Origin of the sequence: Filimonas zeae (genome assembly GCF_014641615.1) — a bacterium.
Taxonomy (GTDB): Bacteria; Bacteroidota; Bacteroidia; order Chitinophagales; family Chitinophagaceae; genus Filimonas; species Filimonas zeae.
This window is the reverse complement of the sequence record NZ_BMIB01000002.1, coordinates 1,438,871-1,461,638: the sequence shown is the minus strand read 5'-3', so window position 1 is coordinate 1,461,638 and position 22,768 is coordinate 1,438,871. Positions and strand designations below refer to the sequence as shown.

At 46.4% G+C, this 22,768-nt stretch carries 23 protein-coding genes; 10 read left to right on the top strand and 13 right to left on the bottom strand.

Going from position 1 to position 22,768, the window contains the following annotated elements; all coding sequences use genetic code 11:
* Positions 1–15 precede the first annotated feature (15 nt).
* The 3 genes from IEY13_RS12670 to IEY13_RS12660 are packed head-to-tail and all read right to left on the bottom strand — an operon-like array spanning position 16 to position 2,522.
* The gene (locus tag IEY13_RS12670; RefSeq protein WP_188952497.1) at positions 16–948 is read right to left on the bottom strand and encodes a ParB/RepB/Spo0J family partition protein; all 933 of its coding nucleotides are present in this window, start codon (positions 946–948) and stop codon (positions 16–18) included.
* 55 nt (positions 949–1,003) lie between these two features.
* Positions 1,004–1,804 carry a ParA family protein gene (locus tag IEY13_RS12665; protein ID WP_188952495.1) on the bottom strand — a complete coding sequence of 267 codons (801 nt, stop codon included), beginning with the start codon at positions 1,802–1,804 and terminating at the stop codon, positions 1,004–1,006.
* Between the two features lie 37 nt (positions 1,805–1,841).
* On the bottom strand, positions 1,842–2,522 hold the full coding sequence (locus IEY13_RS12660; protein WP_188952493.1) for a metal-dependent hydrolase: 681 nt from the start codon (positions 2,520–2,522) through the stop codon (positions 1,842–1,844).
* Between the two features lie 99 nt (positions 2,523–2,621).
* Between IEY13_RS12660 and IEY13_RS12655 the strand changes: the two genes are divergently transcribed.
* The 3 genes from IEY13_RS12655 (at position 2,622) to IEY13_RS12645 (ending at position 4,555) form a co-directional block, all read left to right on the top strand.
* The gene (locus IEY13_RS12655) at positions 2,622–3,869 is read left to right on the top strand and encodes a metallophosphoesterase (RefSeq protein WP_188952491.1); all 1,248 of its coding nucleotides are present in this window, start codon (positions 2,622–2,624) and stop codon (positions 3,867–3,869) included.
* Positions 3,870–3,979: 110 nt separating this feature from the next.
* Positions 3,980–4,396: a hypothetical protein gene (locus IEY13_RS12650; protein WP_188952489.1), complete on the top strand. Its 417-nt coding sequence runs from the start codon at positions 3,980–3,982 to the stop codon at positions 4,394–4,396.
* Between the two features lie 6 nt (positions 4,397–4,402).
* Complete coding sequence (locus IEY13_RS12645) at positions 4,403–4,555, top strand: hypothetical protein (protein WP_188952487.1); 153 nt, start codon at positions 4,403–4,405, stop codon at positions 4,553–4,555.
* 29 nt (positions 4,556–4,584) lie between these two features.
* Here the strand turns inward: IEY13_RS12645 and IEY13_RS12640 are convergent, their stop codons facing one another.
* Together IEY13_RS12640 and rocD are read right to left on the bottom strand one after the other, a co-directional pair.
* On the bottom strand, positions 4,585–5,064 hold the full coding sequence (locus IEY13_RS12640) for a hypothetical protein (protein WP_188952485.1): 480 nt from the start codon (positions 5,062–5,064) through the stop codon (positions 4,585–4,587).
* Positions 5,065–5,187: 123 nt separating this feature from the next.
* Positions 5,188–6,417, bottom strand: coding sequence for an ornithine--oxo-acid transaminase (gene rocD / locus IEY13_RS12635; protein ID WP_229687844.1), 1,230 nt, complete (start codon positions 6,415–6,417; stop codon positions 5,188–5,190).
* A 418-nt stretch (positions 6,418–6,835) separates the two neighbouring features.
* Here rocD and rpmB point away from each other — a divergent pair, with 418 nt between their 5' ends.
* The 5 genes from rpmB to IEY13_RS12610 all read left to right on the top strand — a co-directional run bounded on the left by rpmB (position 6,836) and on the right by IEY13_RS12610 (position 9,042).
* On the top strand, positions 6,836–7,072 hold the full coding sequence (gene rpmB / locus IEY13_RS12630) for a 50S ribosomal protein L28 (protein ID WP_076382121.1): 237 nt from the start codon (positions 6,836–6,838) through the stop codon (positions 7,070–7,072).
* Between the two features lie 63 nt (positions 7,073–7,135).
* Positions 7,136–7,318 carry a 50S ribosomal protein L33 gene (gene rpmG, locus IEY13_RS12625; RefSeq protein WP_076382120.1) on the top strand — a complete coding sequence of 61 codons (183 nt, stop codon included), beginning with the start codon at positions 7,136–7,138 and terminating at the stop codon, positions 7,316–7,318.
* Positions 7,319–7,349: 31 nt separating this feature from the next.
* A complete protein-coding gene (locus IEY13_RS12620) occupies positions 7,350–7,523 on the top strand; it encodes a DUF4295 family protein (RefSeq protein WP_188952483.1) in 174 nt (57 codons plus the stop codon).
* A 104-nt stretch (positions 7,524–7,627) separates the two neighbouring features.
* Complete coding sequence (ftsY, locus tag IEY13_RS12615) at positions 7,628–8,590, top strand: signal recognition particle-docking protein FtsY (RefSeq protein WP_188952481.1); 963 nt, start codon at positions 7,628–7,630, stop codon at positions 8,588–8,590.
* 71 nt (positions 8,591–8,661) lie between these two features.
* Complete coding sequence (locus IEY13_RS12610; RefSeq protein ID WP_188952479.1) at positions 8,662–9,042, top strand: hypothetical protein; 381 nt, start codon at positions 8,662–8,664, stop codon at positions 9,040–9,042.
* Between the two features lie 86 nt (positions 9,043–9,128).
* Here the strand turns inward: IEY13_RS12610 and IEY13_RS12605 are convergent, their stop codons facing one another.
* A complete protein-coding gene (locus tag IEY13_RS12605) occupies positions 9,129–9,608 on the bottom strand; it encodes a hypothetical protein (protein WP_188952477.1) in 480 nt (159 codons plus the stop codon).
* A 155-nt stretch (positions 9,609–9,763) separates the two neighbouring features.
* Here IEY13_RS12605 and rimO point away from each other — a divergent pair, with 155 nt between their 5' ends.
* Entirely contained in the window at positions 9,764–11,074 is a 1,311-nt protein-coding gene (rimO, locus tag IEY13_RS12600) for a 30S ribosomal protein S12 methylthiotransferase RimO (protein WP_188952475.1), read from the top strand.
* Positions 11,075–11,216: 142 nt separating this feature from the next.
* Positions 11,217–12,785 (top strand): bacillithiol biosynthesis cysteine-adding enzyme BshC, encoded by a 1,569-nt coding sequence (bshC, locus tag IEY13_RS12595; protein WP_188952473.1) that lies wholly within the window; start codon positions 11,217–11,219, stop codon positions 12,783–12,785.
* A gap of 66 nt (positions 12,786–12,851) precedes the next feature.
* Here bshC and IEY13_RS12590 read toward each other — a convergent pair whose 3' ends face one another.
* The 7 genes from IEY13_RS12590 to IEY13_RS12560 form a co-directional block, all read right to left on the bottom strand.
* A complete protein-coding gene (locus tag IEY13_RS12590) occupies positions 12,852–13,988 on the bottom strand; it encodes a BamA/TamA family outer membrane protein (RefSeq protein WP_229687843.1) in 1,137 nt (378 codons plus the stop codon).
* A gap of 116 nt (positions 13,989–14,104) precedes the next feature.
* Complete coding sequence (locus tag IEY13_RS12585; protein ID WP_188952471.1) at positions 14,105–15,583, bottom strand: RagB/SusD family nutrient uptake outer membrane protein; 1,479 nt, start codon at positions 15,581–15,583, stop codon at positions 14,105–14,107.
* Position 15,584: 1 nt separating this feature from the next.
* A complete protein-coding gene (locus tag IEY13_RS12580; RefSeq protein ID WP_188952470.1) occupies positions 15,585–19,103 on the bottom strand; it encodes a SusC/RagA family TonB-linked outer membrane protein in 3,519 nt (1,172 codons plus the stop codon).
* Between the two features lie 187 nt (positions 19,104–19,290).
* A complete protein-coding gene (locus IEY13_RS12575; RefSeq protein WP_188952467.1) occupies positions 19,291–20,337 on the bottom strand; it encodes a FecR family protein in 1,047 nt (348 codons plus the stop codon).
* 81 nt (positions 20,338–20,418) lie between these two features.
* On the bottom strand, positions 20,419–20,988 hold the full coding sequence (locus tag IEY13_RS12570; protein WP_229687842.1) for an RNA polymerase sigma factor: 570 nt from the start codon (positions 20,986–20,988) through the stop codon (positions 20,419–20,421).
* Between the two features lie 20 nt (positions 20,989–21,008).
* On the bottom strand, positions 21,009–21,533 hold the full coding sequence (purE, locus tag IEY13_RS12565; RefSeq protein WP_188952465.1) for a 5-(carboxyamino)imidazole ribonucleotide mutase: 525 nt from the start codon (positions 21,531–21,533) through the stop codon (positions 21,009–21,011).
* 8 nt (positions 21,534–21,541) lie between these two features.
* Positions 21,542–22,666 (bottom strand): 5-(carboxyamino)imidazole ribonucleotide synthase, encoded by a 1,125-nt coding sequence (locus IEY13_RS12560; protein WP_188952463.1) that lies wholly within the window; start codon positions 22,664–22,666, stop codon positions 21,542–21,544.
* Positions 22,667–22,768: the final 102 nt, after the last annotated feature.

Below are 22,768 nucleotides of genomic sequence, written 5' to 3'. Positions count from 1 at the left end.
GGTAACATTTTTTTGTTAGCTGGCCTGCACATTCATTTGTTCAAGAATCTTGTTCAGCTCCTGCAGTGAATAATATTCAATGGTTATGGCGCCGTATCCTTTTTTGTTGTGTGCCAGTTTTACTTTAGTGGCGTAATGTGAAGCTAAGTTATCTTCTATACGCTTATAGGCTGGTGGCAGGTCTGCTTTTGCAGCAACTTTAACATCAGCAGCTTTGTCGCCGGTTTTATACAACTGGCGAACCAGTTCTTCTGTCTGGCGTACGTTTAAGCCTTTTTCTTTAATCTGGGCATAAACATACAGCTGCTTGTCAATAGTATCTATGTTTACCAGCGCACGGGCGTGGCCCATGCTCATATTGCCGTTTCTTACAGCCAGCTGAATATCTGGTGGTAATTTCAGCAAACGGATGTAGTTGGTAACGGTACTTCTTTCTTTACCCATACGGTCAGCTACCTGCTCCTGGGTGTAAGAAAGCTCTTCCATCATACGCTTGTAGCTGAGGCCTATTTCAATGGCGTTCAGGTCTTCACGCTGTAAGTTTTCCAGTAAAGCCAGTTCCAGTAATTCCTGGTCGTTAGCCTGGCGGATATAAGCCGGAACATCTTTCAGTTCGGCTATTTTAGAGGCGCGGAAACGGCGCTCACCGGCAATCAGCTGGTACTTGCCGTTAGCCAGTTTGCTTACGGTAAGGGGCTGAATAATATCGTGAATTCTGATAGAGTTGGCGAGTTCGTTCAGTGCCTGCTCATCAAAATCTTTACGTGGGTTTTTAGGGTTAACCTGTATTTCGTCCAGCGAAATACGTGTAATGCCCACCGCCTGCTCTACTACATTGCTTTTTAAAGCTCCGGCACTGGTTTTCAGGTCAGAGTCAATGTTCTGCAACAGCGAGCGGATACCCTTGCCCAGCAATTCCTTATTATTATTGTTCTTTGGCGGCGTCATTATCAGATCAAAATTTTAAAGTCAAACAAACTAAAAAGACAACAGGCAAATCAGGCTACTCTATAATACGCTCTTCGTTCTTAATTTTCGTAAGATCGTTCTTCTGCAATACTTCCTTGGCAAGGTTAAGGTAGTTAACCGTACCCTTGCTTTCTGCGTCGTATAAAATAACCGGCTTACCTACGCTTGGCGCTTCACTCAAACGGGTGTTGCGGTGAATGATGGTAGAGAATACAATTTCATCAAAGTGACGGCGTACTTCGCTTACTACCTGATTACACAGGCGCAAACGGCCATCGTACATCGTCATCAGAATACCTTCAATCTGCAGGGCCGGGTTCAGACGGCTCTGTACAATTTTAATGGTATTTAATAATTTACCTAAACCTTCCAGGGCGAAGAACTCACACTGTACCGGTACTATTACACTGTCGGCAGCTACCAGGGCGTTAACAGTAATCAAGCCCAGAGAAGGAGAGCAGTCGATAATAATAAAGTCGTATTTATCTTTAACAGGCTCCAGAATCCCCTTCATTACATTTTCGCGGTTGGGGTAATTGATCATCTCAATTTCCGCACCTACCAGGTCAATGTGTGAAGGAATCAGGTCAAGATTCGGTATCTCGCTTTTGAGTATTACCTCTTCAGCGGTGGTATTGTTTACCATGCAGTCGTATAAACTGCTGGTAACGTTATGCAGATCAAAGCCCACACCGGTGGTGCTGTTGGCCTGCGGATCCGCATCAACCAGTAATGTTTTGTATTCGAGTACTGCAAAACTGGCTGCCAGGTTAATAGCCGATGTGGTTTTACCTACTCCGCCTTTCTGATTTGCTACACCAATGATTCTTGCCATGTAATTTTTGGGGTTGTTATTTGCCTGCTTGTCTAAACTAAATGTCTATTGTTTCACCTATTCCCGGTAATATTAATGTTTTTTCTGCTGCCGCAAACGATGCTTTTGCCTTTTCGGTGTCTATAGCGATAGGCGGGAAAGTATCGTAGTGAACGCCCACTACTTTGCTGCATTTTACAAAGTCAGCCGCACGGATAGCATCATCCACATCCATTGTAAAGTTGCCGCCAATTGGTAAAACAGAAAAATCAAGTTTTGCCCATACCGGAATCAGCTGCATATCCAGCGTAAGTCCGGTGTCGCCGGCAAAGTAAAAATTGCCGGAAGGGGTGGTAAATACAAAACCCAGCGGGTTGCCACCGTAACTGCCATCAGGAAAAGAAGAGGAATGCACTGCATTTACACCTCTTACCTGCCCAAACGGAAAGGAGATGGGGCCGCCATGGTTCATACCATGCACATTTTTAATACCCTGGCTACCCAGCCAGCCGGCAACTTCGGCAGCACCTACGCATTTGGCCTCTGTGTTAACCGCAATACGCACCAGATCGCCTATATGATCGCCATGGGCGTGAGAAATAAATATATAGTCCGCTTTGATGCTGTCTACATCAATATGCTTCGCTTTTCCATTTCCTGAAATGAAAGGATCGAATAAAACCGTTGTGTTCCCAATCTCCACCGAAAAACAGGCATGTCCGTAAAATGTCAGTTTCATAGCTCGTCAAATTTTTAATCGATTATTTCAAGGGGCGACAAAAATAAACGATTTTTACTCACTTATATCTAATGTTCGTTTGTGTAAATTTTAAGGTCTATGAGAAACTGGGGTAGCTGGTGGGGAGTGGCTTTGTGTATGCTGGCGCTGGATGTGTATGTTTTTATGGCTATCAGGGCTGTTACAGCCCGTTTTAAGCCGGTTGTTAAGCGTGTGTTATATATTATATACTGGGTAATTTCTGTGGGTTGCATTGTGGCAATTACCGTTTTCCCTTATATGCAGGGGGTGGGTGCCTCCCGTTTTTTCCGCAACTATGTGTTTGCCATTCTGATAGGTGTGTTTTTTTCCAAGCTGCTGGCGGCGCTGTTCTTTTTACTGGACGATTTCCGGAGGCTGGTACAATGGTTAATGCGCCGGTTTTTTCCACCCAAACCGGTAATGGATTCCGATGATAACCAGGCTATTCCGCGTTCGGCATTTTTAAGCTGGCTGGGGCTGGGCATTGGTGGCGGGTTGTTAACCTCGCTTATTTATGGTTTCAGCAATAAATATAATTATAAGGTACACAGGGTAAAACTATCTTTTTCCAACCTGCCGGTGGCGTTTAAAGGATTGCGGATTGTGCAAATCAGTGATATTCATAGCGGCAGCTTTCAGAATAAGCAGGCGGTAAATCATGGAGTGGATATGATTCTGGCGGAGAATGCAGACCTGGTATTGTTTACCGGCGATCTGGTGAACGACCGGTCGGAGGAGATGGATGGGTATATGGAGGTGTTCAGCCGTATTAAAGCGCCGATGGGGGTGTACAGTACCCTGGGCAACCACGACTATGGTGATTATCTGCAATGGCCCTCCCCTGAGGAAAAAAAGGCCAATCTTGACAGGTTAAAGGGCGTTCATGCACAAATGGGATGGCGGTTATTGATGAACGAGCATGTGGCACTGGAGCGTGGCGAACAGAAAATAGCCTTGCTGGGCATTGAAAACTGGGGTGCCAAAGGCAAGTTTCCCAAATATGGAAAAATGAATGAGGCCTATGCGGGTACAGAACAGTATCCTTTTAAAATACTCATGAGTCACGATCCCAGCCACTGGGATGCGCAGGTACGTCCGGAATATCCTTCTATTGATCTTACCTTATCCGGCCACACGCATGGTATGCAGTTTGGTGTAGAGTTGCCGCATCTGAAATGGAGTCCCATTAAGTATATGTATAAGGAATGGGCGGGGCTGTATACGGAAGGTAATCAGAAGCTCTATGTGAACCGTGGTTTCGGCTTTCTGGGGTATCCGGGAAGAGTAGGGATTATGCCGGAAATTACCGTGTTTGAGTTGGCGTAGTTGCAATCGCCTCCAAACGCACGGCCCCTGCTAACCACCTTGACGCACTTTAATTTACGGCCTCCTTTTTCTCCGGCGAGCCCTCCCGATTAATCCGCCAGCTCTGCCATTTGTTCGGCGAGCCCTCCCGGTTGTTCGCAGAGCTGTCTGATCATTCCGGCGAGCCCTCCCGGTTAATCCGCCAGCTATGCCATTTGATCCGCCAGTCCTCCGGTTTGTTTGCAGAGCTGTCTGATCATTCCGGCGGGCCCTCCCGATTGTTCCGCCAGCTCTGCCATTTGATCCGCCAGCTCTCCGGTTTGTTTGCAGGGCTGTCTGATTATTCCGGCGGGCTCGCCGGACATTCCGGAGGGTTGGGCGAAATGCCCGGTGAGCTTGCCCGGCAAATTCCTGAACTGGGACAGCAGGTTTCTGAGCTTTGGGGAGAACCCGGTGTGTACTATCAAAAGTTAGAAAAACTCACGATTAAAGTGCCTGAGTTCCCCGGAGTGCTGCCAGAGCCTGGCGGCGATCTTTACGGGCTGTAGCATCATATGCTAAAGCTTCCTGGTGGTTTCCTGCTGCGGCAGATTTTAGGTGAAGCGGAAACGGATTCGGAGTTGAGTGTGGGAGAGGCCTGTGTGGAATGGAAGCTACATAAAAAGTGGCTGTATCGTATTGAGATACAGCCACTTTTTTATGTATAAGTCACTTTTGTCAGTGACATTATTACTGCTTAGAAAGCAAAGCGGAATGCAATACCTGCGTACAGGTCGAAGCTGCTGCCGTTTGTAAGCCAGAAAGTTGGGTTTAAGTCCAGTGCCACGTCAATAGGAGCGCCATTGATTTTGTAGTCCAGACCTAAGGTGCCTTTGATAGCAAAAGCGGCATCGTTATCGCCAGGGCCGGTATAAAAGCCCAGGTTAGCGCCAGGACCGGTATACCATTTCAAACCGGGAGCACCCTGAATATCTCCTTGCCACTCGTATAAGCCTTCCAGCATAATAAAGTGATTTCTGAAGTACAGACCACCTTCCAGTGCGTTGGAGTTGCGCATGTTGTGTTTCACGTTCAAACCTCCAATAGAACCATCACCGAAGTAACCTTTAAAACCGAATGCGGTTTTATAGCTGCTTCCGGTTGACTGTGCTTTAGAGTCATTACTTAAGGCAAGGGCGCCACAGGTTAACATCAGGATAAGTACGATTTTTTTCATATCAGGTAACTTTTGTTAAGGCGCTTTAACCAAAAAGTTTGCCAGTTCTGTTACAGTAACCTGTCTTGTGCAAAAAGAGCAGCCTTTGGAAGCTGCTCTTTTATGAATTGTGAATAAGTAAGATTATAAACGTTGTAAAGCGTTGGAAATGATGCTGATACTGTCATTAATCTGTTCTTCATTAATAACCAGCGGTGGCGCAAAACGTATTTTATCGCCATGGGTAGGTTTGGCCAGCAGGCCCAGATCTTTCAATTCCAGACATAATGTCCATGCAGCTTCTGCATCAGGATGGGCAATTACGGCCGCATTCAGCAATCCTTTACCCCGCACCAGCTGAATATGGGGTGATTGCAGAGCCTCCAGGCGGGAGCGGAATAACTCACCCATAGCTGCCGCATTTTCTGCCAGCTTTTCCTCTTTCAGCACTTTCAGTGCTTCCATAGCTACGGCGCAGGCCAGTGGGTTGCCTCCGTAGGTGGAGCCATGTTCGCCCGGTTTGATGTTAAGCATTACCTCATCATCGGCCAGTACCGCAGATACAGGCATGGTGCCACCGCTGAGTGCTTTACCCAGAATCAGCATATCAGGGCGTACGTTCTCATGGTCGCAGGCCAGCATTTTACCCGTACGCGCCAGGCCGGTTTGTATTTCATCGGCAATAAACAGTACATTGTATTGCGTACAAAGTTCTCTTACGCGGGTAAGGTAACCAGCATCCGGTACTACTACGCCTGCTTCGCCCTGAATGGGTTCTACCATAAAGGCCGCTACATTTTTATCCTGCAGGGCTTTTTCCAGTTCAGGTATATTATTATAAGGTACCAGTTCAAAACCAGGCATATAGGGGCCAAAGCCTTTATAGCTGGAGGGGTCGGTAGAAGAGGAGATAGCCGCCATGGTACGGCCCCAGAAATTGCCTCTGGCAAAAATTACCTTTGCCTGGTTTTCCGGAACCCCTTTTTTATCGTAGGCCCAGCGGCGTGCAAGTTTAACAGCCGTTTCGCCTCCTTCTACACCGGTGTTCATGGGCAACACCTTGTCGTAACCAAAGTAGCGGGTAATAAACTCAGCGTATTCGCCCAGGAGATTGCTGTGGAAAGCGCGGGAGGTAAGGGTAAGCTTCTGCGCCTGCTGAATCAGCGCCTGAATAATGCGCGGGTGGCAATGTCCCTGATTTACAGCAGAATAGCCGCTTAGAAAATCGAAATACTGTTTGCCTTCTACGTCCCACACAAAAACACCTTCTCCTTTTTCCAGTACTACGGGAAGCGGATGATAGTTGTGGGCGCCGTATTGTTCTTCCAGACGCAGATAATGCGCTGATTGCCCGGCCATTGTTTGAGTAGCCATAAAACAGAATGTGTTAGAGAGTGGATGAATAAAATACAGGTACACGCTGTTACCTGTTATGATGCGGTTGCACTAAGGTTGATATGTAGAGGATTAATACCCTACGGGATGATTAAGCAAATCAAGATTATAGGACAGAAAGTGCTGCATGTGATACAAATATACAGGTTTTGGGGAAGAGGTAGGGAGTTTAAGCGTTGTGAGTTTGAAGTTGGGCAGAAGTTGGAAGTTTGGAGTTATTCCTGGTTTTATTGGGAAACGAACGCTAAAAAACGTAGCTTTGCCGCGAACAATTCATTTATTAAACGAGATGGGTTGCAAAAGTTTTCTTGTCCTGAATTATTTTCCAAATTATTCTATTTTTCTTTTGGTAGTTCGGTGGATTTGACGACCTTTGCCGTCCGAAAAAATTACTGTCATGGCTAGAGTATGTCAGGTAACAGGTAAGAAACCAATTGGCGGTCACTATGTTTCTCACTCAAACATTAAGACCAAACGTCGTTTTTTACCCAATTTACAGACCAAGCGTTTTTATTTTGCTGAAGAAGATCGTTGGGTAACTTTAAAAGTATCCACAGAAGCACTGAGAACTATCAATAAGAACGGTTTATCTACCGTGATTAAAGAACTGAGAGCGAAAGGCGAGAAAATCTAATTTTCCCTCAATAGTTCACATTCCATTCCGACAAGAAGTATATAATAATAAATTGCTTATACAATGGCAAAGAAAGGTAGCAGAGTTCAGGTGATTTTAGAATGTACCGAGCATAAAACCAGCGGTCAGCCTGGTACTAGCCGTTACATCAGCACCAAGAACAAAAAGAACACTCCAGAGCGTCTGGAGCTGAAAAAGTACAACCCCATCCTGAAAAAGGTGACTGTACACAAAGAAATTAAATAATACAACGGCAACGTTATAAAATAATCAGATCATGGCAAAAGCAGCTTCCAAAAACTCGAAGATTAAGGATGCGAAGGCTTCAGCTGAAGCTAAAAACTGGACCAAGGTTATTAAGGCTGTACGCAGCCCTAAAACTGGTGCCTATACCTTCAAAGAGGCTATCATACACAAAGACAAGGTTAAAGATTTCTTAGCTGAGAAATAATTGAGCTTGAGAACAGTAAGATATTAAAGAGCTTTCACGTTGTTTCGTGAAGGCTTTTTGTATTTAAATTTGGCATTATATAATATCCTGTAAATAGTACCGGTATGAGTTTTTTAGGCAAATTGTTTGGTAAAAAGGAGAAGGAAAGTTTAGATCAGGGGTTACAGAAAACGAAAGAGAGTTTTTTTTCCAAAATTACCAAGGTAATTGCGGGTAAAAGTACGGTTGATGAGGAGGTGCTGGACAACCTGGAAGAGGCGCTGGTAAGCGCTGATGTGGGTATTGAAACCACTATTGAAATTATCAAACGCATTGAAGCCCGTGTGTCTAAAGACAAATATGTGGGTTCAGGCGAGCTGAACAAGCTGTTGCAGGAAGAAATAGAAGCGGTACTGGTAGATGCACCTGAGCAGAGCTACCGCAACTTTGATACCCCGCCTGATAAAAAGCCTTATGTTATTCTGGTTGTAGGTGTAAACGGCGTGGGTAAAACCACCACCATAGGTAAACTGGCACATAACTATAAAAAGGCGGGTAAGCAGGTTATACTGGGCGCGGCGGATACCTTCCGTGCAGCGGCGGTGGATCAGTTGACCATATGGAGTGAGCGTGTAGGGGTACCTATTGTAAAGCAGGCCATGGGCAGCGACCCGGGTGCAGTAGCGTTTGATACCATGCAGAGTGCTATGGCCAGAGGAAGTGAAGTGGTAATTATTGATACTGCGGGCCGTTTACATAACAAAGCACATCTGATGGATGAGCTGGGTAAGATTAAGCGGGTAATTCAGAAAGTAGTTCCTGATGCACCGCACGAAGTACTGCTGGTGCTGGATGGTTCTACCGGCCAGAATGCGCTGGTGCAGGCCAAACAGTTTACCGCTACTACCGATGTAAGCGCACTGGCTATTACCAAGTTAGATGGTACCGCCAAAGGTGGTGTGGTATTGGCTATTGCCAGTCAGCTACAGATTCCGGTAAAATATATAGGTGTGGGAGAGAAGATAGATGATCTGCTGATATTTGATAAACACGAGTTTGTAGATAGCCTGTTTAAAATTGCCGAATAGCAATTAAACTTTTTAAGAAAAACACCGTTTATAATAGAAAAATCCGTTTTTTCACCCCAACAGCCCGTGATATGAAAATGAAATTGTTGCTGGGTCTTGGAATATTATTGCTAACTATTCAAAGCCCGGCCCTTAGTTCACCCGCCTTTAAGCACAAGGAATCTTCTGCTACGGTAGCAATTATGTCAAGACTCTGTTCTGAGATGAATTTTTCAGCAGACCAGAAATCCCGCATTACCGAGATTATCAATGTATTTATGGAAGAAAAAGCAAAAATTCTGCCATTACAGGAAACTGACCGGCAGGCGTATGCCGAAAAGCAGGCCAGTTACTTTAAAATACTGAAATCGAAGTTGTCTGAGGTAATGATGAAAACACAACTGAAGCAGTTTCTGCTACTGAAGCCCAGAGTAAATGAAACAGATAATGCTTTGTATGGTTTGTTTTACTAGCAGCTGCCGGACAACAAAACATATATAATAAAACAAAAATGTCCGTGAAGTACTTCACGGACATTTTTGTTTCTGAACGGGTTGCGTTAGAAAGTAAACCGTACACCCAAACCGCCCCAGCCACCTTCAAAATAGGTATGGCCAATCAGATTTAAAGAAGGCTGCCAGTCGATGCTTACGTTAATAGGCGCACCGGATATTTTGTAGTCCAGCCCCAATACACCATCTACCCCAATAGCAATGCCGCCGTTACGGTTGGGATATTTATCTCTCCAGCGGTCGTTATAAAAACCTACGTGAGCACCTGGGCCTACATACCATTTCAGTCCCTCTACATCGCTTATATCGCCATGCAGTTCGTACAGGGCAGTAGCGCGGAAGCCGTTGGTCCAGAAGTAGGCCAGTCCCTCCACTGCGGTGTTATCGTCCATGAAAGTTTTGAAAGAAATGGCGCCGGGGTACATTTTTACGCCGATAGCTGTCTGATAATCGCTGCCCAGGTTTTGCGCATGTGCGCCTGCAATGATGCCAAAGAGCATCACCATGGCCAGAAACGTTTTTTTCATCTGTGGTTGTTTAATTGTGAATATGGATTTATGCCTGTCGTTGATTACAAAGTTCTTTAATTCAGATAGTTATTCATCCGGCTATTTGCAGGAAACGTACCAGATTTCCGATTCCCCTATTTTAAACCTGAAACGCTACCTTTGCATTCTTTATTATGAAGGCGAGAACATTACAAAAAGATAAGGTTAACATCATTACACTTGGTTGCAGTAAAAATCTGGTGGATAGTGAAGTACTGAGCGGCCAGCTGAAAGCCAATGAAATAGATGTGGTGCATGAGAATACAAAGCTCGACCATAACATTGTAGTAGTAAATACCTGTGGTTTTATCGATAAGGCCAAAGAAGAAAGTATTAATACGATATTAGACCAGGTGGCCCTGAAAAAGAAGGGTAAACTGGATAAAGTATATGTAACCGGCTGTTTAAGCGAGCGTTATCGTGGCGATCTGGAAGCGGAAATTCCGGAAGTGGATGCCTGGTTTGGTACGTTTGAACTGCCGCTGATGCTGAAGCAGTTTGATGCGGATTATAAAACAGAACTGCTGGGTGAGCGTTTTCTGGCTACGCCAAAGCACTATGCTTATATGAAAATAAGCGAGGGCTGTAACCGTACCTGTTCTTTCTGTGCTATTCCGCTGATGCGTGGCCAGCACGTAAGCCGCCCCATAGAATCGCTGGTAGCCGAGGCGGAAAGCCTTGTACAGAAAGGGGTGAAAGAGATTATGCTGATTGCGCAGGAACTTACCTATTACGGTTTGGATATGTACAAAAAGCGTCAGCTGGATGTGCTGCTGAATAAACTGGCAGATGTAAAAGGGCTGGAGTGGATCCGCCTGCATTATGCCTATCCCAATAAGTTTCCGATGGAGGTACTGGATGTAATGCGCGAGCGTGAAAACATCTGTAATTACCTGGATATGCCTTTACAGCATGCCAGCGATAATATGCTGAGGGCTATGCGCCGCCAGAGTACGCGTGCAGAAATGGAAGACCTGATTGCCGCTATCCGCGATAAGAATCCGGGTATCTGTTTACGTACCACCGTTATTACAGGCTTTCCTGGTGAAACGCGTGATGATGTGGAGGAACTGAAAGACTTTCTGGAAAAGCAACGTTTTGACCGTGTGGGTTGCTTTACCTACAGCCACGAAGAAAATACCAGCGCACACGACCTGGAAGATAATATTCCGGCTGATGAAAAGCAGCGCCGTGCGCAGGAAATTATGGAGGTGCAGCAGGAAATCAGCTACGAAAAGAACCAGGAGAAAGTGGGCAATACCTACAAAGTGCTGATTGATAAAAAAGAAGCCGGCCGTTACCTGGGCCGTACCGAGTTTGACAGTGTGGAAGTGGACAATGAAGTGGTAATACAATCTGATAAGAAATTAACGCCCGGCGAGTTTGTGCAGGTGAAGATTACAAGAGCATACGACTACGATCTGGAAGGGGAAGTGGTATCGTAAGCATACTTTATTAACACCTTATTAAAGGTGGGTTGCAGTGTGGTAAGGTAAGCGGGCGTAGGTTTGTGCTATAAGAAGATAGGAACCGGATTTTGAGATTGAATTGAACTGATGCAAGATGGGCAATGAAACTTTACAGCAAATGATGCAGACAGATTGTACGTACGTTACCTACGATGAAACGGGGTACTTTAGTAAAATCGTTTCAGACTACCTTTCGGGTAATAACAATATGAAACCCTTTTACGAACACGAAGTGTCTGTAGCAGGTGTTCGTGCGGCTATTCAAAACCGCCGGTTGTTTAATACCAACAGAAAGCTGCTGGTACAGGTGCTGCAAGCACAATATGCCGGCCTTGAAATGGCCCCTTTGCTGCAGCAACATATACAGCAATTGGGCGAGGATAATACCTTTACCATTACTACAGCACACCAGCCCAATATATTTACCGGGCCATTTTATTTTGCTTATAAAATACTGCATACCGTTAAGCTGGCGGCCACGCTGGCGAAGGAACTGCCAGACTGCAACTTTGTGCCTGTGTACTACATGGGTAGTGAGGATGCTGATCTGGATGAGGTAGGCACTGCCACTATACAGGGAAAAAAATATCAATGGAAAACCAGCCAAACCGGTGCTGTTGGCCGCATGAAGGTGGATAAAGCCTTTCTGCAGCTGATGACGGAAATGAGGGGCCAGCTGGGGGTACAGCCATTTGGCGAAGAAGTAGTGAATCTGTTTCAGACCTACTACACCGAAGGCATTTCTATACAACAGGCAACGCTGGGGTTGGTAAACGCTTTGTTTGGTGAATATGGCGTGGTGGTTTTGGTACCCGATCATCCGGAATACAAAAGCGCATTTGCTCCTGTACTGGAGAAGGAACTAAGGGAACAATTTTCGCACAAAGCGGTTTCTGAAACACTGGAGCAGCTGAGTAAACATTATAAAGTACAGGCTGGCGGCAGAGATATTAATCTGTTTTACCTTACTGATACCGGCAGGGAGCGTATTGAATTTCCTGCTTTTACATTAGAGCAATTACTGGATGAGCTGAAAACGAATCCGGAGCGCTTTAGTCCCAACGTAATTCTGCGTGGTGTGTTACAGGAAACGCTGTTGCCTGACGTGGCGTTTATTGGCGGTGGTGGCGAGCTGGCTTACTGGCTGGAATTGAAGAAAGTATTTGCGGCAGCAGGTGTACCTTATCCGGTGCTGGTGTTACGCAATTCCTTTGTATGGGTAGAGGAGAAGCGGGCAGAACAACTGGCAGATATGGGGCTGGACCTGGCAGATTGGTTTATGCCTATGCACGACCAGATGAACAAGATTACCCGTGTAAAATCGGAAAATGCCACTTCGCTGGAACAGGAGCTGGCTGCTATGAAGCAGGTGTATAGCACCATAGAAGATGCTGCCTGTAAGGTAGATAAAAGCTTACATCAGCACGTACAGGCATTACGCACCCAAACAATGAAGAAGCTGGAACAGCTGGAAAAGAAAATGCTGCGTGCAGAAAAACGAAAGTTTGTCCACGAAGGTGAAAGGCTGGAGCAGATAAGAAAAGAGTTATTCCCTGATAATAATCTGCAGGAACGTGTAGAAAACATGTCTAACCTGTATGCCCGCTACGGCAAAGAAATGATGGATGTAATACTGCAACATTCTCTTGCGCTGGAGCAAAGGTTCGGGGTTATCACCATACGATAAATCGGTTTACCTGTTCCGGTACTGCAGATTACCGGAATATAGGCAGGTTGTAAGGTAATGCCGGAATTAAAAAGCTTCCCCGGTAAAGAAATAAAAGCCGGGCCCGTCCTGTGTAAACCCAAGATCAAACCGCAGGTAAATATCCTTTTTAGGAAACAGCAGGTATCTCAGGCCTACACCTGCGGACAGTTTGGTATTGCGCAGTTGAAACTGCTTTACCTCCGGGGCTACGCTTGCTGCTCCTGCAAATACAGTGGCTCCCCATCTTTTACTAAATGGTAGCGGCAGCATACGGTATTCTACCTGTGCCGATAACAGGTTTTTATCGCGGTAGCGACCCTGATAATATCCCCGCATCATCATATCTCCGCCCATCAACGCCATCTGGTTAAACGGCACTTCTCCCTGCATAAAGTTCCCCAGTACCTGCCAGGCTATTACATTGTTTTTACTTGTGGGGTGAAAGGAACGTATATCCAGGTTAATGCTGCTGAAATGGTGCTCGCTACCCAGTGCGGTGCGGTAGTTGAGAAAAGATAATTCTCCAAATAATCCTTTACGCACATTGAGTACGTTGTGCCGGGTATCGTACACCAGCGCCAGGCCTGCGCCCAGGTTGGTGGTACCATCGCTACCGGTAGGGGCTTCATGTGGCTGACCTTCGTGCGGTTGGTTAAACTTTACGCCAAATAGCTGCTGGTAATCTATCTCCGGCCCAAAGAACAGGTTTTTTACCACCTTACGTAACACACGCTGGCGCAACAGAATGTAGTTGGCATCAAATACGGCGGGGTTATCGGCGGGTGTGTTATGGCCTATACCATAGTACAGCAGCGGAAAACGCTGTATACGGGTACGGCCCAGGAAAAACCATTTGTCTTTATCGCCATAAATAGCATTATCTACCCACAGGCCGTACTGGGCTTTTAAGGTAAAAAAGGTAAATGCCTGTATTTCGCTCAGCCGGTTGAGGGTATCATTTTTAGCCCGGAACAACCATAGTGAGGATGCGCCTATTTCCACACCGGTTTCGGGCGAATAACCCAGGGTGGGGTACACGCGAAAGCTTTTCTCTGCCGCGTCTGTAGTATCGTTAAAAAAAGAATTCCATAATCTTTTGGGAAGGCTTTGCCGTGTTTGTTGCGCCATTGCGGGTGTAACACTCAGCCACAATACAGTAATAATGGTTGCTTTCCATGCCATACGCTTAAGAGATACATAAAACAGGCCATAAGTTGCATGGCCATGTACTTATTTGTATAATTTGAATGTGTTGTGGCAGTCAGGGTTAATGGAAGGGTAACTGCCATAACGGATGTTTATAATTCATTTTGTGTAACCACGCCGTTACTGTTGTTTATCTCGTCCTGTGGTATCAGCCACTGCCATAGATTGCTGCCGGCAGGCACGGTAAATATTTCTGCAAAACTTGCATCGTGGTTGGCGCCACTACGGTTCAGCGGCAGGTTCAGTCTTTTTAAATCCAGAAAACGAAAACCTTCTCCCCACAGTTCTGCGCGGCGCTGCATCATAATTTCCCCAATCAGTTCGCTATCAGTTCTGGTGGAGCGGGTGTAGGAGGGATCGCGCTGCACGGCCAGCAGGTATAAAGCTTGTTGTGCGCCGGCGTTATCGCCGCTTCTGGCTTTGGCTTCTGCTTCTATCAGGTACATTTCTGCAGCGCGCATATTAGGTACATCGCCAATGCTACTGCTGGTAGCGGTTAAAAACTTGCGGTTCATGTACTGCCTGCGAACACCGTTGGCTGGTATAGGAAAGGCGGTGTTGGTGCCTGTGGAATCCCACAACTGCTTGCGTATATCGGTAGCGGTAAGCTGGCGGTACAGGCGGGAATTAATAGCCTTGGGGTTGGTGCGTATATCTGCGGCGGCATAGTTGGCACTCATATACGCAAAGAAAGAATAGAAGTACGTGGTTTGGTCGGCTATCTGCTGGCTGCCCCATATCCATTCTGTATTATTAATATCGTTAAAACCTTTCAGGTAGTCAGTATTACTCATTAAGGGGTAACCTGCGCGTGCTTCTGCCGCCAGCTGCGCGGCAACCGCCCAGTTTTGCATGGTAAGTGCTACCCGGGCTTTAATGCCTTTGGCCGCCTGTACGTTAAAGTGCGATTTGTAGGTGCGGTTGTAGCCGGTAAGGTTTACTACGGCGCTATCCAGATCTTTATTTACCTGCGTGTAAATATCTTCCACCGTAGCCCTCGGCAGCGGTACTATACTGCTGGTAAGGCGCAGTGGAACACCAGCCTGGCTGTTCGGGTGCGCGTTGTTATCATATCGCTTGCCATACAGCTGTACCAGCATAAAATGCGCCCAGGCACGGTATACATAAGCTTCGCCTCTGATGGCTTTTTTATCAGCATCGGGGCCAGTGGCTTTGTCTATCTGCTCCAGAATCATATTGGCATTGCGGATGATCTTGTAGTAGAAGCGATAGGGGTAAAGGTCGGTGGAGCCGGTAACTGTGCGGTGCGATTTCCAACGGTAAGAGTTGGTAAACCAGCCACTGCCAGGGCCGGTTTTTACCAGGTCTTCGCCCATATAATCCAGATTAATCAGTACCGAACCCTGGCCACCCTGATCCTGAAAAGCATATTGAATATACAAAGAGCGGTGTATGCCGTTAACGGCCGTCCACCCGCCCGTAGTGGTAGAAAAGGTAGCGTCTACCGTAGCCCCATCGGTAGGAAAGGTATCCAGATAGCTCTTTTTACAGGAGCTTACCAATAGGGCTATTCCTGCAATGCTATATGTTATATGTTTAAACGCCCCCATGTTACATTGTAAGGTTTAAGCCAATGGTAAAGATACGTGCCGGCGCATAAGCATTAAATGCAACACCTGAATAGGCCTGCTGCGGGTTCATACCTTTGCGTGCGGTTATCCAGCCCAGGTTTTCGCCGGTAAGGTATACAGCGGCATTTTGTAAATGCAGTTTACTTATGGTGGCTGCCGGCAGTGAATAAGTAAGCGACACAGAGCGGAAGCTGAGATAGGAAGAGTTTACCAGAAAGCGGGTTGATTGTGCGCCGTAGTTACTCAGTTGTGCAAAATCCATACGGGGCACATTGGTTACATCGCCCGGTTTTTGCCAGCGTTGCAGCACATCGCTATGCAGTGCCTGCCCGTAGTTACCAGAGTTCATTAACGCGGCATAGGGGGCATCGTATGTTTTACCACCCAACTGACCGGCAATTAAAAACGATAACCGGAAGTTTTTATACGTAATGGTATTGCTGATACTGCCATAAAAATCGGGTATGGCAGTGCCTGCCCATGCCAGGCGTGCGTTGGAGTAATCGGTAGTAACCGTATCGCCTTTGGCGGTAATGCGGCTGTTGCCTGCTACAAACTTATCTGCCACATACAGGCCTGCACCGTCGGCAGGGTCTACACCGTACCACTGGCGCAACCAGTAATCGTATATAGAGCGGCCTACCATTCTTTTCCTTACATCATCAATAATCTCTGCCTGCGGCTGGCTGGTAATTCTGTTGGTAAAAGTGGTCCAGTTAACGGTAGTATTCCAGCTCAGGTTTTTCTTTTGCAGCCAGGTGCCGGACAGCTGTATTTCTACCCCCCGGTTATAAGCAGTGCCAACGTTCATGCTTTTGTAGTCAATACCAGACGATACGGGTAAAGGCACATTATACAGCAGGTCGTAGGAGTTTTTATTAAAGTATTCAATAGTACCGCTCAGTTTGTTTTTCAGCATGCTGAAGTCAATACCCACATCCAGCTGGCGGTTGGTTTCCCATTTAAGGTCTCTGTTTTCCAGCGATTGTTGCAGAGCGCCTGCTTCCAGGGCGTTGTTGCGGTTTAACTCGTACAAAGCCTGCCAGGGAAAATAGTTGCTGGTGCCCGCAGCGTTAAGAATAAAGTTGTTACCCACTACACCATAAGAGCCCCGTAGCTTTAACATGTTTATCCACGAAGCTTTTTGTAAAAACGGTTCCTGATCTACCCGCCAGCCGGCACCTACCGACCAGAAGTTACCCCAGCGTGCCTGTTGCGAAAAGCGGGAGGAACCGTCGCGCCGCAGCGATCCGGAAAACAGATACCGGTTTTTAAAGTCGTAATTAACCCGGGAAAGATAGCTTTCTGTGCGGTCTTTATAAGTATAAGAAGTAAGGTCGGTGGTAACCGTAAAATTAATCAGTTCGTAGTTGTTATCCAGTATCTGGTTAGAGCGTGCACCGTAGGAATATTTATAGGTGAAATCGTAATTCTCATGCCCGGCCATTACATCAATATGGTGTTCCAGAAACGATCGGGTATAGGTAAACAGCTGGTTAAATGTATAGCTGTTAGTGGTGGTGCTGGTATTGGTGGCGCGTCCGTTATCGCCTGCACCATCACCCACTATTTTATTGCTGTAAGTAGGGTTGTTAACGTTGTATATATCTGTGCTGATGTTGGAAGTAAAGTTGAGATTTTTGGTTAGTACTAGGGTGCCGTATGCACGTGCGCTGATGGTGTTGGTTTTATTGATGTTTCGGTTAAGCGCTGTTTCGGCCACTACGTTTCGGCCTGCTTTGCCACCAGAGGGGCGGTTCAGTCCTAATTCATATTGTTTCTGTCCTTTACCATCCAGCACATAAGCGCCCGATGCATCATGCTGATATACAGGATATATAGGGCCTATATCGCGCGTAAAAAAGAAAGGGTTTACAAAACTGTTAGTAGTACCATCGTTGGCGTTGTTACCGTTGGTAACAGCGCCTGACAGGTTTATGCCGGTTTTAAACCAGTTCAGCGGCTGGCTGTTGGCATTTACCCGGGCTGTGAATCTTTTAAAATCAGACTGGTTAATAAATCCTTTTTCGTTGTTGTAGCCGAGGGATATGTAATAGTCTCTTTTCTCTGCTCCTCCGCTGGTGGCAATGGAGTATTCCTGCCGTTTACCGGTGCGGGAAAGTGCTTTATACCAGTCCATATCTTCTGGGTACAGCAGTGCGGCATTGGGATTAATAGTGCCATCTTCCCGCACTATCTGGTTAGCCGGTACATTAAACGGATTGTTTAGTAATAACTGACTTATATCGGAATAAGCAGTTCCATTGTAATTCTGTTTACCGGTATTAGAGCCGCTGGTAAAACGGGGCCAGGTGCCGGAAGCCAGCTGGCTGGCTTCTGCCAGTGGAATGGCGGGTGTGCCGGTGGCAGCAGGGTATACCAGGCTGTTGCGCAGGGCCTCCCACATAAGCGGATAGTACTGAAAAGCGTTTACGCGGCTGTATTCCGGCATAGCGCGGGTATAAATACCATGAAAGGCCTTCAGCTGTACCTGATTATGGCTTCGCTTGCCTTTTTTAGTATTTATCATAATTACCCCGTTTACGGCTTTATTACCATACAGGGCCGTAGCCGCGGCATCTTTCAGTACAGAAATATTGTCTATGTCACTGGCATTGATGTCGGATATATTGCCATCGTAAATAGCGCCGTCCAGCACAATCAGTGGTGCATTGGAGGCACTTACCGATCCAAAGCCTCTGATGCGGATAACAGGGGCGGCACCGGGCTGGCCGTTGGCACTGGTGCTCTGCACGCCGGGGGCAGCACCTTCCAGTATGTTTAACACGTTGGTTACCGGGCGCTCTGCAATTTTTTCTGAGTTTAACTGCGCCACAGAGCCTGTGTACGAGCCTTTGCGTGTGGTGCCATACGCCACCACCACTATTTCGCTGAGCGATTCTGCAGTGGCTTCCATCATTATGCGGTAACGGGTAACGCCGCTGCTTACGGTTAGCTCGCGTGTTACGTAGTTGAGCGATGATATGTCCAGCGTAAAGGCAGGAGCAGTCAGGGTAAGGCTAAAGGTTCCGTCAGGCGCGGTAGTGGCCCCTTTACTGGTATTTCTAACCTGAACGGCGGCGTTGGAAATGGGTTTGCCGTTTTCGTCCACCACGGTACCGTGTATGGTAACTGTATCGGGCTGCCACGGCATGTAAGGGGGCGGGGCAGGTACGGCAGCTTGTGCTTTTACCCGGGTATCCGTAATGCCTATTACCTTATCACTCATCAACCGGTGGCTAAGGCCCAGTTGCTGCAATACTTTGTTCAACACTTTTTCTAAAGGTTCGGCTTGTGCTTTAACATCAATTTTTTTGTGCAGGGGTATAATAGCGGTGCTATAGGAGAAGTGGTAGCCTGTTTGGTTTTCAATGATGTTGAAAAACTGCTCCAGGCTTATTTGTTTCACACTTAATGTTACTCTTGCATCCTGTGCATTGCCCAATGTGGCCAATAACAGGCAACCGCAGAATAACAGCAAGGTTGTCAGTTTCATCATGCAAAAATAAGTTTTGGCCCCTTTTTATAAGGGGGAGGCCAGAGCATACGATTTTGTATGCCTTAGTTTTGGTTTTGTTCCTGTCAGGAATAGGATCTAAGCCCAGCAAACGTACGCTTTTTCCGCTAATAAAGAAGGGGATGCCTGGCGGCACCCCCTCTTGTTTTTCTCATGTATATACCCCAATTTAAAACAGAACCAGTTTACTCTTATCCTCCATTTTGTATTGGATCATAGGAATAGAGTATTGAATTGTTTCTATTACTTTTTCTAACGTTTCTCCGTCAAAGCTGCCGGTGTAGGGAATGCTTTTCAGCGCATCATTTTTAATAACAATGGTTACCCCGTACCACTTTTCCATTTTGCCGGCCACTACCTCCAGCTTTTCGTTGTTAAAAGCCAGTTTGTTTTCGGTCCATGCAGTTTCAGACAGGTTTTGTGTTTGTCTGTTTTTCTGCAGGTTTTCTACGTGCGGCACCTCATTTACTGCTATCTGTACCCCTGCATTGTCCTGGTTTTTGTTCACTACCAGTTTTTGCATGGGCAGTAACACGTAATCCTGTGCACCTTTATTTTTCAGGGTTACCTGCACTTTACCACGAATCAGTGATGTTTCATCTGCCACTTCATCGGGGTAAGCGCGTACGTTAAAAGCGGTACCCAGTACTGTTATATCCATGGACGTGGTGTGAATAATAAAGGGGTGTGAAGCTTTTTGTGCTACGTCAAAATAAGCCTCCCCGCTTAATATCACTTCCCGGTTGCCTGTGGTAAAATCTTCAGACAGTGTTAACTTACTACCACCATTCACAATTACCTGTGTGCCATCCGGCAAACGCAGGCTTCTTTTTTCACCGGTTGCTACTGTAAACGTTTCTGCCTCAGCGGCATCAGTACGTTGGTACAGCCATAAACCCGCTGCCAGCAATCCGGTTATAGCCGCGGCTGCTGCCAGTGTGCGCCAGTTAAACCTTGCTTTTACCACAGGGGCTTCCTGCTGTAATTGCCCGTCTATCTGTTGCTTTATTGTGTCCAGTTTGTTTTGCAGTGTAGGGGCGATGTTTCCATTTGCCTGCAAAGCAGTCCAGTTAGTTATATGTTGTTCCAGCAGTTGCTGTTGCGCCGGTGTTAATTCGCCCACTGCCAGTTGTTCCATCAGGGCTTCTACCTCTGTTTGCGAACAACTATTATTCAGAAAGCGTAAAAACGTATTATGAAATTCGGCCGGCTGCACAGTTCCTTTTATATAAAGACGCAGCTTTGTTTGCCGTCATCTGCTCCGGATGAAAAAAAAGTTAACTTTTTTTTGAAAAGGCTATAGCCCATTGAAAATGAGAACAATGAATGGAAAAAAACGGCGGATATGGCGGGTAGCTTTTACAATATGGTCGTTTACGGTAGAAACGCTGATGCCCAAAAGGGTGGCTACTTCTTCATATGTTTTGCCTTCCAGCTTGCATAAACGGAAAATTTGTTGCCGAACGGGGGGAAGGGTGCTGATGGCACGTTGAAGCAGGGTGCGGTTTTCTTTGGAAAGCAGGGTTTCTTCTATATGGGTGTAGTTTTCGGTGGCTACAGCGGTAATACGCTGGCGCAGGGCTTTATCCTGCTTTGCTTTCCGGAAAAAGTCATACACCAGGTTCTGGCTTATCTTAAACAGGTAACCGCCAAAACCTGTGTGTATGTCCAGTGTATCTCTTTTGTTCCAGATTTTCAGAAATATCTCCTGCAATAACTCTTCTGCCACCTCTTCCGATTTGGTGAGTTTAAGCAGATTCAGGTACAGCGGACTACTATATTTTTCGTACAGCTGGTCAAACGCCTGCTTATCGCCTTGCGATAAACGGGTTAGTAGCAGAATATCGGCGTCCTGTGCTGTACTCAAAATAGGTGTATAAGGTAAAACTAGTCAAACTGGTTAGGCCATTCGCTGCTCAGCTTTCCTGCTTTGTCCAGCACCGCCTGGTTCATTTTCACCTTGTATTCATCCATTTTCTTTGTTATATCGCTGTTAGCGGTGCCAATAATCTGCGCCGCCAGTAACCCTGCATTTTTGGCAGCGTTAAGGGCCACAGTAGCTACAGGCACACCGTTGGGCATTTGCAGTATAGATAATACAGAATCCCAGCCATCTATAGAGTTGGACGATTTTACGGGAACGCCTATTACCGGCAGTGAGGTAACAGAAGCTACCATACCCGGAAGGTGAGCAGCACCACCGGCACCGGCAATAATTACTTTTATACCACGCTCTGCCGCTTTTTGCGCATAGTTTATCATACGCAGCGGCGTACGGTGGGCAGATACTACGGTTAATTCAAAAGGAATTCCAAACTCCTGCATAACAGCAGCAGCGTCCTGCATAATGTTCAGGTCGCTGTCGCTGCCCATGATAATACCAACCAGTGGTGTATTAGAAGATACAGTCATAACGGGTACTATTGGTTGCTGATTACTTTTAACGTGTTCTTTATTTTGTGGGCCTTGTAGGTAAGGTCCAGCTTTTCGTTGCTGATGATGGTTACGTGGCCCATTTTACGGCCGGGTTTGGTTTCTGTTTTACCATACAGGTGTACAAACACGTTCTCCATTTTCAGCACCTCGTCCAGGCCTTCATATACGGCAGTGCCGGTATGGCCTTCTGCACCCAGAATGTTTACAATAGAAGAAGGCATAATAGGGGCGGTGTTACCCAGTGGATAACCCAGCATAATACGCCACAGCATATCGTACTGGCTGCAATAGTTGGCTTCAATGGTATGGTGGCCGCTATTATGTACACGGGGCGCTGTTTCATTTACCAGCACATCTCCGTTTTTATCTATAAACAATTCCACTGCAAACAGGCCGGGGCTTTGTAAGCCTTTTACCACACGCAGGGCAATGGCTTCTGCCTTCCATAAAATTTCACGGCGCAGGTCGGCGGGGCTCAGCTGATAATCCAGCAGGTTTAATACCTGGTCAAATACCATTTCCGCAGGCGGATAAATAGCACTTTCTCCTTTATCATTAATAGCCACAATAATGGCTACTTCTTTGCTTATGTTCACCAGTTTTTCCAGAACGGAAGGGGCGTCAAAACCTTTATCCAGCTCTTTATCGTCTTTTATTACCTGTACGCCTTTGCCATCATATCCACCTTCGCCAATTTTGTGTACGGCAGGTAAAAAAGAAGCATGGTTGTGCAGCTGGCCCAGGTTTTCGGTTATTACAAAGGCAGAAGTGGGTACTTCATTGTCTTTATAAAACTGCTTCTGGGTAATTTTGTTTTTGATGGTTTTAATAGCAGCGGGGCGGGGATATACCTTAACTCCTTCGGATTCCAGTTTCTCCAGCGCTTCTACGTTTACCGCTTCAATTTCAATGGTAATAGCATCCAGCTGCTTACCAAAATTATATACGGTATCGAAGTCGCGGATATCTCCTTTTACAAAATGGTGGCAGAGGTGGGCTGCGGGACAATTTTCATCGTTTTCCAACACCCAGGTGTCCACTACGTAATTGGCACCAGCCTGCAATAACATGCGGCCCAGCTGGCCACCGCCTAAAATTCCAATCTTCATAATTAAGGTAATCTGTAATCTGCGAAGATAAGGTTACGGTGCGGATTCTTTTTTCGGTTCTTTGGTTATATTTGTTGTAACGATGCTTCCTGATTATCCACA